At 44.9% G+C, this 11,295-nt stretch carries 10 protein-coding genes and 2 pseudogenes; 7 read left to right on the forward strand and 5 right to left on the reverse strand.

Annotation, left to right across the window (positions count from 1 at the left end):
• From CIK96_RS06285 to CIK96_RS06305, 4 genes and pseudogenes are all read right to left on the reverse strand, one after another.
• Positions 1–257 (reverse strand): annotated as a pseudogene (locus CIK96_RS06285) (IS1380 family transposase); the annotation flags it as partial.
• A gap of 1,146 nt (positions 258–1,403) precedes the next feature.
• A complete protein-coding gene (locus CIK96_RS06295) occupies positions 1,404–3,596 on the reverse strand; it encodes a glutamine synthetase III (protein WP_094391450.1) in 2,193 nt (730 codons plus the stop codon).
• 47 nt (positions 3,597–3,643) lie between these two features.
• Positions 3,644–4,519 carry a carbon-nitrogen hydrolase gene (locus tag CIK96_RS06300; protein WP_173824990.1) on the reverse strand — a complete coding sequence of 292 codons (876 nt, stop codon included), beginning with the start codon at positions 4,517–4,519 and terminating at the stop codon, positions 3,644–3,646.
• Position 4,520: 1 nt separating this feature from the next.
• A complete protein-coding gene (locus CIK96_RS06305; protein ID WP_094440079.1) occupies positions 4,521–5,459 on the reverse strand; it encodes an agmatine deiminase family protein in 939 nt (312 codons plus the stop codon).
• Between the two features lie 103 nt (positions 5,460–5,562).
• Here CIK96_RS06305 and CIK96_RS06310 point away from each other — a divergent pair, with 103 nt between their 5' ends.
• The 5 genes from CIK96_RS06310 to CIK96_RS06330 all read left to right on the forward strand — a co-directional run bounded on the left by CIK96_RS06310 (position 5,563) and on the right by CIK96_RS06330 (position 10,154).
• Entirely contained in the window at positions 5,563–6,135 is a 573-nt protein-coding gene (locus CIK96_RS06310; RefSeq protein WP_158214841.1) for an ATP-binding cassette domain-containing protein, read from the forward strand.
• Complete coding sequence (locus CIK96_RS06315) at positions 6,132–6,854, forward strand: ABC transporter permease (RefSeq protein WP_094440081.1); 723 nt, start codon at positions 6,132–6,134, stop codon at positions 6,852–6,854. Before CIK96_RS06310 ends, CIK96_RS06315 begins: the two co-directional genes overlap by 4 nt.
• A 141-nt stretch (positions 6,855–6,995) precedes the next feature.
• The gene (locus CIK96_RS06320; protein WP_094391454.1) at positions 6,996–8,429 is read left to right on the forward strand and encodes an amidophosphoribosyltransferase; all 1,434 of its coding nucleotides are present in this window, start codon (positions 6,996–6,998) and stop codon (positions 8,427–8,429) included.
• 89 nt (positions 8,430–8,518) lie between these two features.
• Complete coding sequence (locus tag CIK96_RS06325) at positions 8,519–9,307, forward strand: Nif3-like dinuclear metal center hexameric protein (protein ID WP_094440082.1); 789 nt, start codon at positions 8,519–8,521, stop codon at positions 9,305–9,307.
• Between the two features lie 4 nt (positions 9,308–9,311).
• Positions 9,312–10,154, forward strand: coding sequence for a zinc ribbon domain-containing protein (locus CIK96_RS06330; RefSeq protein ID WP_094389686.1), 843 nt, complete (start codon positions 9,312–9,314; stop codon positions 10,152–10,154).
• Between the two features lie 110 nt (positions 10,155–10,264).
• On the opposite strand, the gene CIK96_RS06335 is transcribed toward CIK96_RS06330, so the two are convergent.
• The gene (locus tag CIK96_RS06335) at positions 10,265–10,714 is read right to left on the reverse strand and encodes a type I restriction enzyme HsdR N-terminal domain-containing protein (RefSeq protein ID WP_094389685.1); all 450 of its coding nucleotides are present in this window, start codon (positions 10,712–10,714) and stop codon (positions 10,265–10,267) included.
• A gap of 91 nt (positions 10,715–10,805) precedes the next feature.
• Between CIK96_RS06335 and CIK96_RS06340 the strand changes: the two genes are divergently transcribed.
• The gene (locus CIK96_RS06340; RefSeq protein ID WP_144007501.1) at positions 10,806–11,099 is read left to right on the forward strand and encodes a hypothetical protein; all 294 of its coding nucleotides are present in this window, start codon (positions 10,806–10,808) and stop codon (positions 11,097–11,099) included.
• A 71-nt stretch (positions 11,100–11,170) separates the two neighbouring features.
• Positions 11,171–11,295, forward strand: a pseudogene (locus tag CIK96_RS13705) (IS982 family transposase); the annotation flags it as partial.

Genomic DNA, 11,295 nt, shown 5'->3' on the forward strand with positions numbered 1-11,295 from the left:
CATGTACGAAGGGTAGGATGATACGAGAGATGGCGCATCAGTTGTGACGTTACATCTTCCACGCATGAGCCGCCACAGAAATAAACGCTCATCAGCGAACGGACTATCTCGCTGAACTGATATCCGATGATACTGCTGCATCTCTGACCCAGTGTTGAGTCGATAACGGGTGAAAGCATGGAGTCAAATTGCTCCATGATTGAAAAAATTCCTCCAAAAGGTGTGAGTTTCTCAGATTTAATTTGTATTTTTGCCATGTCATATTAGAGTTTTGCTTGTTTTCTTTTTGCAACACTAAGATAAGTGAAAATTCTGACATGGCAAAATCCTGGGCAACTTTTTGTTGCTCAGGAACTTATAAATAAAGTTAAATTATAGTGTTGCGGAATTAAGGTTTATATGTGTTGGTCTTGTACTGCTTTTACTTTGTATATTCTTGAACTTTATATATAGACCATATGCTTATTCCAGACATTTAAGTGATTTTCATATTTCAGATAGCTACACCAGTTTTTTAGGAGTCCCTATGGGAGTGTGTTACATACAGGGATGTCTTCGTGCTCATAAGCAACAATCCATTGTTGGAAGTATATTAGAATCCATGTTAATTCTTATAGGCTTTGAATTCGTCGATGCGTTTTTCACTAAAAATATCGACTGGATAGATATTTCAGCTGCGTGCTTAGGTGGATTTTTTACGTATATCATTTATTATTATTTTAAAACACATCGTCCGATTAAGTGAGATAAACTACAATAGGTAAAAGACAAATCATATATACAACATTTTAGTTTTCTTATAAAATTCGCCCACCACTACCATCTATATTGATGTATAAGCGGAGTTACTGATGTTTATCATCACTTTTTCAAACCTTGATAATATTTTTATCAAACGTTGGATAATACCTTTGTCAAACGTTGGAAAATACCTTTGTCAAACGTTGGAAAATACCTTTGTCAAACGTTGGATAACATCTTTGTCAAACGTTGGAAAATACCTTTGTCAAACGTTGAAAAAACCTTTGCCAAACGTTAGACTACATCCTTGTCAAAAGTTGAAAAGCCCTTTGCCAAACGTTGAACTATACTTTTGTCAAACAATGGAAATACCTTGGCAAAACGTTGTCTTAAAGAATATCAATCTGTTATATTCCTAAATGACATTCTTTCTTTATTTTTATGGATAGTTTATGAGCATCGCGGATACGCCTACGAAACTGCAGCTCAAGTGGTGACAATGAGTGACAATAGCTTTCTCAAATGTTTATGCTGATGAGGCTACTCGGTGAGATGGTTGGTTGATAGGGTTGTATTTGTGATGAGGAAATGAAAATCCCAAGCGGCATGGACTTCAATAAGCAGAAGCCATGCGCTTGGGATGGGGGATAAAGGACGAACGGCTATCGGATGAACAGCAGTTCGCGGTATTTGGGTAGCGTCCATAGTCCGTCCTCAACAATCATTTCGAGATGGTCTATCTCGTAACGGATGGCATCCATATGAGGTTCTACAGTATCGTGATAGGCGATGGCACGCTGTTGGATGGACTCGATATGATTGGCTACACGACGGGCATCGGTTAGTTCTTCTACCAGTTGTTCAATCTTCTCGGTGCGCTCTGCAATCTCTTCAATAAGTTTCATATTGCGTGAGGAGAGTCTGTCGGCCTTTTCTGCACTAAAGACGTCTTTCATGCCCTGCACGTTTTTAATGAGTTTGCTTTGGTAGTGGGTAGAGACAGGGATGATGTGGTTCATGGCGAGGTCGCCCAATACGCGTGCTTCAATCTGCACAGTCTTGACATACATCTCCCATTTTACTTCGTTGCGAGCTTCAAGTTCTTTGCGGTTCATGACCTTAGTCTGTTCGAACATGCGGACGCTCGACTCGTCGAGGTAGCGCTCGAATATGATGGGACATGACTTTTCGACGTCGAGACCACGTTGACGTGCCTCTTCTACCCATTCGTCGGAATAGCCGTTGCCATCGAAGCGCACGGGTTTGCAGGTGCGTATATCTTCGCGCAGCACATCGAGAATAGCAGAAATTTTGTTTTCGCCCTTGTTGATGAGTGCATCGACACGCTCTTTGAAAGATACGAGGGCTTCTGCCATCGCTGCATTGAGTGCTATCATGGCCGAGGCGCAGTTGGCTGCGGAACCGGGAGCACGGAATTCAAAGCGATTGCCGGTGAAAGCAAAAGGCGATGTGCGGTTGCGGTCGGTATTGTCGATGATGAGGTCTGGAATCTGTGGAATATCTATTTCCATGCCCTGTTTGCCCTTTAGGTTGAAGAGCTCGTTTTTCTCACTCTTTTCGATATGGTCGAGGAGTTCGTTGAGTTGCTTGCCCAAGAATGACGAGATAATGGCAGGTGGTGCTTCGTTGCCACCCAAGCGGTGGGCATTTGTGGCACTCATAATAGATGCTTTCAACAGTCCGTTATGATGAAAAACAGCCATCAAGGTCTCAACGATGAAGGTGACGAAGCGCAGATTCTCCTCAGGAGTCTTAGCTGGTGCGTGGAGTAGTATACCATTATTGGCAGACAAGCTCCAGTTGTTGTGCTTGCCCGATCCGTTGATGCCGTCAAAGGGCTTCTCGTGGAGCAACACTCGGAATCCGTGTTTGCGGGCCACCCTTTTCATGAGCGACATGAGCAGCATGTTGTGATCGACAGCCAGATTGCACTCTTCAAAGATGGGGGCTAATTCAAACTGGTTGGGGGCAACCTCGTTATGGCGGGTCTTTACAGGGATGGCCAGTTCGAGAGCTTGTATCTCAAGGTCTTTCATAAAAGCCTGTACGCGGTCGGGGATGGTTCCGAAATAGTGGTCATCCATCTGTTGGTTTTTCGCACTCTCATGTCCCATTAGGGTGCGACCTGTCATTAGTAGGTCAGGACGTGCAGAATAGAGTCCTTCGTCAACAAGGAAATACTCTTGTTCCCAACCCAGATTGACCTGCACTTTATTGACATCGTCATAGAAATACTGGCAGACATCTGTTGCAGCTTTGTCTACGGCATGGATAGATCGTAATAGCGGAGCCTTATAGTCGAGGGCTTCGCCAGTATAGGCAATGAAGATGGTGGGGATACAGAGTGTGTCGTCGATGATGAACACCGGACTTGTGGGGTCCCAGGCAGAATAGCCTCGTGCCTCGAATGTGTTTCTGATACCGCCATTGGGGAAAGAAGAGGCGTCTGGTTCCTGTTGTACCAACAGTTTTCCTGAGAATTTTTCTATCATTCCGCCTTTGCCATCGTGTTCTACGAAGGCATCGTGTTTCTCGGCAGTTCCTTCGGTGAGTGGCTGAAACCAGTGGGTATAGTGGGTTACCCCCATCTCTTTTGCCCATTGTTTCATGCCAGCCGCTACGGCATCGGCTATGGAACGGTCCAATCGGGCGCCGTTGTCCATCACGTCGATCATCTTGTTGTAGATGTCGGCAGGTAGGTATTTATACATCTTTTGTCGGCTGAATACGTATTTGCCGAAATACTCTGATGGTCTCTCGCTTGGTGCCTCCACATCGAGTGCATGCTTTTTGAAGGCTTCTTCTACCACTTGGAATCTTAGATTGTTTGCCATATTCTGTTTGGGTTGTTTGTTGTTTGCTTGTTGAAGAGAGTTGATTGTCAGTCGATGAACCGTTTGATGATATCATCGTAATGGTCTATGCGTCGGTCGCGAAGGAAGGGCCACCAACGGCGTACCTGTTCGGAGCGTTGCAGGTTGACATCGATAATGGCTGTGGTTTCGCTGTCGCGTGGTGCTTCGTAGAGCAGTTCACCTTGCGGGCCGGCAACAAACGAGGTGCCCCAGAACTGTATTCCGTTGGTTTGTTTGCTGGGGTCTGGTTCGTGGCCGGTACGATTGACGGTCACTACGGGTAGTCCGTTGGCTACTGCGTGGCCACGTTGTACGGTTTGCCAAGCCATGCGTTGACGTTCTTGCTCATCGGGTGTGTCGCTACTCTCGTAACCGATGGCGGTAGGATAGATCAGCATATCTGCTCCCTGTAGTGCCATCAGGCGTGCTGCTTCAGGATACCATTGGTCCCAGCAAACCAGTACGCCAAGTCGGCCTACAGAGGTCTGGATGGGGTGGAACCCCAAATCGCCTGGTGTGAAATAGAATTTCTCGTAGTATGCTGGGTCATCGGGGATATGCATTTTGCGGTATTTTCCTGCTATAGAACCATCTTTCTCTAATACTACTGCCGTGTTGTGATAGAGTCCGGGTGCACGTCGTTCAAACAAAGAGGTGACGATGACCACTTGGAGTTCGCGTGCCAATGCTCCGAAGAAATCGGTAGAAGGGCCTGGGATGGTTTCTGCCAAGTCGAATAGATCGACATTCTCGGTCTGACAGAAGTATAGCGAATTGTGGAGTTCCTGCAGAACGATGAGTTCTGCACCCTGTTTGGCGAGCGAACGTATGCTCTCTGCCAGTCGTTGGCGGTTGTCTTGTATGTCCGCCGTATTGTGTTGTTGAATGATTCCTGTTTTCATCTTAGTAATACTGCATGGTGCAACAATGTAACGATCCGTGTTGCCGGATGACAGCGCGACAGTCGATACCAATGATTTCTCTATCTGGGAAGGCCTTGCCGATGGTGCTTATGGCTTCTTGGTCAAGGTCCGGTTGGTTGTAGGTGGGTACGAGGACGGCGCCATTTATCACCAGGTAGTTGGCATAGGTGGCAGGTAGTCGCTCGCCATCATCATAGATGGGACGTGGCATGGGTAATCGGAGCAATCGGTAGGGATGTCCGTCGATGGTGCGTAGCTGCTGGAGTTCTTGCTCCATGAGCAACAGGTCGGGATGTTCGTCGTCGGCCCCTATATATAATAAGGTGTCGTTAGGAGCTATGCGTACCAGTGTATCAATATGTCCATCGGTATCGTCCCCTATGAGCGAACCATGGTTGATCCAGACGATGCGTTCTGCTCCGAGCCATTCTTTCAGTTGTTGTTCTATCTCTTGTTGTGTAAGAGGTTGGTTGCGATGTGGCGCCATCAGGCAACAGGTGGTAGTGAAGATAGTGCCTTTGCCATCGCTTTCAATACTACCGCCCTCAAGAACGAAATCGAGGTGTGACTCGTAAATGCCTTTCACCAGCTGTTGTTCGTAGAGTTGTCGGTTGATATCGTTGTCGAGTTCTGCGGCAAATTTCTCGCCCCATCCGTTGAATTTAAAGTCGAGCAGAATCAGTTGGCCGTTTCCTTCTACGGTAATGAAACCATGGTCGCGTGCCCATGTGTCGTTGTGTGGTATGTCATCGACTACGATAACGGTTTCTCTGCTTTCTATTTCTCGCTTCATTTCCTCATATACTGCGGTGATTTCTGGCAGTATAGGAGCCCAGTCTGTATCTTTGTGAGGCCATGTCAGTTGTACCGCACTTTGCGGTTCCCATTCGGCCAACATTCGTCTCTTACTTTTTATCATGAGTGCAAAGGTAGTGCAAATCGGGAGAAGTACAAAAGAAAATCACGAATATATTTGGCTTTTTATTCACTATATTGTATCTTTGCCATCAAAAAAACAACCGATGTTAGAATTACACCATGTAAAGATTGACGGACTCTTGGCTGATTGCTCGCTGACAGTGGGCGATGGTGAGATGGTTGGTATATATGGTGAAGCAGGGACAGGAAAGACCACTTTGCTTCGGGCTGTGCTCGGGATGGTGTCTATCGACGGAGGGCATATCAGTATCGATGGTGAATTGCTAACTCCATTGTCGGCTCCTTTTTTTCGGCGCGCTACAGCTTATGTGCCGCAACAACTGTCGCTGGTAGAGGGCTATGATACAATAGCACAATGTGACGCAACGGTAAATTCGCTGAAAATCAATAGTCGAGAAACTTCAGTACAAGAATCTTCTCAAGGTGAAGAAGATGGTCGGACTTGGTCGCAACTTACTGCAGACGAGCAGTTTCTGTCGCTTTTGCATCGTGCCGTTGGCTTGCGAAAGACGCTCGTCGTTGTGGATGAACCTTCGTCACAAATATCAGAAGCAACACGACAGACAGCAGACAAAATGCTTTTGGAAGCAGCTCGCAACGGAGCATCGGTATTGGTTGTTAACCCCCTAATTGCTCAAAAGCAGATACAACTATGAATAGTATCATCTTTCAGTTGTTGGCCGGACTCATGCTGTTGGCCATTCCGTTGACCGTCTTTTATAAGAACGACCGCCGACTACTCTATCGTCTGCTCACTACAACAGGTTGTTGGGCTATTGCCATGTTGGTGCTGGTCGTGGTATTTAATTTTGTGTTTCAATCAGCCGTATGGTGGCTTGACGTTCTGTTGCTACTATTGTTGGAGGTTATAGTAACGATGGTTTGTTGCCGAAAAAAGTGGCTTGTTGTACCAATATTAATAGGAGTAGTACCTGTTACGTTTATTGTGGGGCTTCTGGTGATGGTGATTATGGGTCAGAATCCCTTCGGTAATATTTGGTTTTGGGTGCCTGTAATGGCTCTGCTTCATGGCGAAGCCTTGAGAGCGAGTAGGAGTGGGTTGCTCACTTATGCTTTTAATCGCAAGGTACATGCCAGTATGTTTGAGTATTTGCAGGGAAATGGTGCAACGCAAACAGAAGCCTTGCGCCCATTTCTGGTGCGAGCTATGAGTAAAGCACTTAATCCGTTGCTGACCAAGATGCGCGATACTGGACTCGTGGCAGTTCCTGCAATACTTTGTGTCTTGATGCTCAGTGGGATGCCTCCAATACAGGCAGGTATTTTCGCTGTAGCAGCCACTATTGGAATGGTGTGTTGCTCGGTGTTGTCGATATTGCTTTCTGTTATGGTCTATGAGTGGCTTCGACGCTGAGTGAGGCAGATGGAATATTGATATAGCATAAATAAACGGTATGGAAAACTAAAAAAAAAGCATGGGTTATTGTAATTCCATGAATTTTTTGTAATTTTGCAGACCTAAACAAAGTATAGTAATTTCAATACAAGCAATACAATGGGAGGTTTTTTCGGTACGATCTCGACTAAGGATTGTGTAAACGATGTGTTTTACGGTACAGACTACAATTCGCACTTAGGAACCAAACGCGCAGGATTGGTGACTTTTGATGAGGAAAGCGGTTTTCATCGCTCTATCCACTCGTTGGAACGCCAATATTTCCGTTCGCGTTTCGAAGATGAACTTGACGACTTTAAGGGGCATCAGGGACTGGGTGTTATTAGTGATACAGATCCACAACCCATCATCATCAACTCCCATTTGGGACGTTATGCAGTGGTCACAGTGGCCAAAATCAATAATCTTAGAGAAATAGCTGATGAACTGTTGGCCAACCGCATGCACCTTAGTGAAATGTCGGCGAATGTCATCAACCAGACAGAACTCGTGGCATTGCTTATCAATATGGGAGACTCGTTTGTGGATGGTATCAATAAGGTTTATCAGAAAATACAGGGCTCGTGCTCGATGTTGATTCTTACCGAAGATGGTATTATTGCCGCACGTGACTTCCTTGGACGTACCCCTATCGTTATAGGAAAACGTGATGATGCCTATGCAGTATCAAGCGAAACGACAAGTTTTCCCAATCTTGACTATCAAGTACTGCGCGATGTAGGTCCGGGAGAAATCGTAAAACTGCGTGCCGACGGTATCGAAGTGTTGCAAAAACCTATGAGCCGTTGTCAGATATGCTCGTTCCTGTGGGTGTATTACGGATTTCCTGCCAGCGACTATGAAGGAATCAATACTGAAGCAGTACGCGAGAAGAACGGACGCATTGTGGGTGAGAAGGATACTGAAGTGGAAGCCGACCTCGTTTGTGGTATTCCCGATTCGGGAGTAGGAATGGCCCTTGGTTACTCACACGGAAAGAAAGTACCATACAAGCGTGCTGTATTGAAATATACTCCAACATGGCCACGTTCGTTTACTCCTGGCAACCAGAAACGTCGTGACTTGGTGGCACGCATGAAACTCATTCCCAACCCTGCCATTTTGAAGGATCAACGTGTTGTTTTCTGTGATGACTCTATCGTACGTGGTACCCAGTTACGCGACAATGTGCGTACCTTCTTCGATAATGGTGCAAAGGAAGTACATGTACGTATCTCTTGCCCACCATTGGTGTATGGTTGTCCGTTTATCGGTTTTACCTCACAGAAGAGCCCTCTTGAACTCATTACCCGTCGCATCATCAAGGATTTTGAGGGCGATGAAAATGCAAAACTGGCAGAGTATGCAAAAACAGATTCACCAGAATACAAGCGCATGGTGCAGGAAATAGCCAAGCAACTGGGACTGACGAGTCTGAAATTTGCTCATGTGGAAGATCTTGTCGAATCTATCGGATTGCCCAAAGATCGGGTCTGCACCCATTGTTTTGATGGTAGTAGCTATTGTCATGAGCATGACAATGATCCAGAATAATCGTTAAAAAATGATAATGTTCATCGGAAGGACTATGTCTTTCCGATGAAAAACAGTAACTTTGCATATTGATAAAATATCATAGAAGCGTGAAAATACAGCAAGTGCTTGACGCCCTTGAACAGTTCGCGCCTCTGCCCTTACAGGAAAGTTGGGATAATGCTGGCCTGCAAGTTGGATTGACAGAGGCGGAGGTTTCAGGGGCATTATTGTGTCTTGACGTCAACGAAAAAATTGTTGATGAGGCAATAGAAAAAGGGTGTAACCTGATTATCAGTCATCATCCACTCTTGTTTCGTGGACTGAAACAGATTTGTGGTGCAGATTATGTGCAGCGTACGGTAATGAAAGCCATAGAGCGACATATCGTTATCGCATCGATGCATACTAATATGGATAATGCCAGAAATGGTGTCAACTGGAAAATTGCAGAACGATTGGGGCTTAAGGAAGTGAAATTTCTCCAAGCTAATGGTGAGGCTGACAGCGCACAATCGGGTAGTGGAGTGATAGGCCTGTTGCCCGAAGCCATGGTTGCCGATGATTTCGTCTTGTTGGTGAAACGACAGTTTGACGTGGAATGTGCGCTCTGCAATGAGCTATTGGGACGTCCAATCCGCAAGGTAGCTCTATGCGGAGGAGCAGGTGACTTCTTGCTTGATGAGGCTGTGAACCAACTGGCAGATGCCTTTATCACAGGAGAAATGCACTATCATCAGTATTTCGGATATGAGCAGAGAATCCAGATATGTGTCATAGGACATTATCAGAGCGAACAGTTTACAAGTGAAATATTCCAAGATGTGATACAACGTCAATATCCTGATGTAAAGACATTTATAGCAGAAACAAATACAAATCCAATTATATATCTATAAGCAAATGGCAAAAAAAGATCCATCAGAAATGCCGGTAGAAGAACGTCTGAAGACGCTCTATCAGTTGCAGACTACGCTTTCGGCTATCGACGAGAAGCGTGCGTTGAGAGGTGAACTACCTTTGGAAGTACAGGACCTGGAAGATGAAATCGAAGGATTGACAACTCGTATCGAGAAAATCCAGGCAGATATCAATGAGTATGAGACTGCCATCGTACAGAAAAAAGGCGATATCGAAAACGCCAAAGTCAGCGTGGAACGTTACAAAAAGCAGTTGGACGAGGTTAAGAACAACCGCGAATATGACACTCTGACAAAAGAAATCGAATTTCAGGAACTTGAAATCGAACTCTGTAATAAGAAAATCAGAGAGGCTCAGAATCGTGTGACAGAGAAGAAAGAGGAGCTCGCTGTCAATAAGGAAAACATCGAAGACCGTCGTCAGGCCTTGGAAGTGAAGAAGAACGAACTCGACGAGATCATGGACGAAACTCGTGCAGAGGAAGAAAAACTGAAAATTAAGGTGAAAGACCTTGAGGCTAAGATTGAACCACGTCTCCTTTCTTCATTCAAGCGTATCCGTAAAAACGCTCGCAACGGTCTCGGTATTGTTTATGTGCAGCGTGATGCCTGCGGTGGTTGCTTCAACAAGATTCCACCTCAGCGTCAGCTCGACATCAAAATGCATAAGAAAATTATCGTTTGTGAGTATTGTGGACGTATCCTCGTAGATTCGGAATTGGCTGGTGTTAAGACCGTTACTCCAAAAGCAGAGGAGAAGAAACCCCGCAAGCGTGCTATCCGCAAAACCACGAAGAAGGTTGCTGATGCCAACGATGAGGCTTAATACAAGTCCTAATTCGTTGATAAAATAAAAGGCGCAGAATCATCTGCGCCTTTTGTCTTATTTATGAATTGGGGAAAATAAACTGGTCTTATGAGCTAAATATGAAAATCCTATAAATCTTCATAGTTAGGAATGTCAGGCAGGATGCTGTAGCATCGATGCTCATAGTCCATGCGACAACAGAAGTGTTGCATGCCATTGCTAATCATTAGATAGTCAACATGTAGTAAAAGGTTGTAGGACGAAACTTGGTCGAACACCTTCTGACTTAACGCAACAGTAGGGGCTTTATACTCGATTATCATCATGGGTTGGGCCTGCTTATTGTATAGGATAGAGTCACAACGTAGGCGCTTGCTACCGCATTGTAGCGCAATCTCGTTGCCTAATAATCCTTTGGGGTAGCCTTTTTCTGTCACCAACCAATGTACAAAATGCTGGCGGACCCATTCTTCTGGGGTCAGCTTTACATAGCGACGACGAAGAAAGTCGAATATCTCCGGTTTTTCGCGAGTGCCACCCAACTGGATGGGAAATGAGGGAAGGTTTAATTGAAACATATTGCAAACTTACCGCTTTTTTTTTTGATATTGAAGAAATATCTGAGAAAATTAAATATCTATGAAGAAAAAAGATAGAAACACAAAATAAATGAGTAATTTTGCAGCAATTAAGCACCTAATGAACATTCGAAGGATCATTCTAATGGCCGGAATCGTTGTGCAGGCTCAATGTACTACGATGGCTCTTGCTGGAAACAGTAATGACAGACAGGTTGATTCCATTCACCACGCTATATTGTCGCTCGAAGAACAAGCGCTGTTGGATGCCTATCGGCATGTGTATTATGTTCAAATCTATTCAGGTGATAATGAGCGGCAAACCATTGCTCAAATGCAGCGAGAGGCAGAATTACCCCAGTTCGGGATAAGAAATAGTTTATAAAAAAGTTGGTAGTCTCATAAATATTTTGTACCTTTATAGGTGAAAATCAAATAGTTACAAAAATATTTAATATGACTACCGATTGCAAAGTTACAGAATTATTTTGTATTATAGACGAGTTTTGCAAACATTTTGATGCAGAAAATGCAGGAAATTTGCTGGAAGACAATAGCGGAGTGAAGCGTAGACGGCGTGC

The organism is Prevotella sp. P4-98, assembly GCF_002251405.1.
GTDB lineage: Bacteria > Bacteroidota > Bacteroidia > Bacteroidales > Bacteroidaceae > Prevotella.

What these genes read in the sequence shown, in the direction of transcription:
- CIK96_RS06305 (WP_094440079.1), bottom strand. Translation starts at nt 5,459, where the DNA reads ATGATAAAAAGTAAGAGACGAATGTTGGCCGAATGGGAACCGCAAAGT.
- CIK96_RS06315 (WP_094440081.1), top strand. Translation starts at nt 6,132, where the DNA reads ATGAATAGTATCATCTTTCAGTTGTTGGCCGGACTCATGCTGTTGGCC.
- CIK96_RS06300 (WP_173824990.1), bottom strand. Translation starts at nt 4,519, where the DNA reads ATGAAAACAGGAATCATTCAACAACACAATACGGCGGACATACAAGAC.
- CIK96_RS06320 (WP_094391454.1), top strand. Translation starts at nt 6,996, where the DNA reads ATGGGAGGTTTTTTCGGTACGATCTCGACTAAGGATTGTGTAAACGAT.
- CIK96_RS06295 (WP_094391450.1), bottom strand. Translation starts at nt 3,596, where the DNA reads ATGGCAAACAATCTAAGATTCCAAGTGGTAGAAGAAGCCTTCAAAAAG.
- CIK96_RS06335 (WP_094389685.1), bottom strand. Translation starts at nt 10,714, where the DNA reads ATGTTTCAATTAAACCTTCCCTCATTTCCCATCCAGTTGGGTGGCACT.
- CIK96_RS06340 (WP_144007501.1), top strand. Translation starts at nt 10,806, where the DNA reads ATGAGTAATTTTGCAGCAATTAAGCACCTAATGAACATTCGAAGGATC.
- CIK96_RS06310 (WP_158214841.1), top strand. Translation starts at nt 5,563, where the DNA reads ATGTTAGAATTACACCATGTAAAGATTGACGGACTCTTGGCTGATTGC.
- CIK96_RS06330 (WP_094389686.1), top strand. Translation starts at nt 9,312, where the DNA reads ATGGCAAAAAAAGATCCATCAGAAATGCCGGTAGAAGAACGTCTGAAG.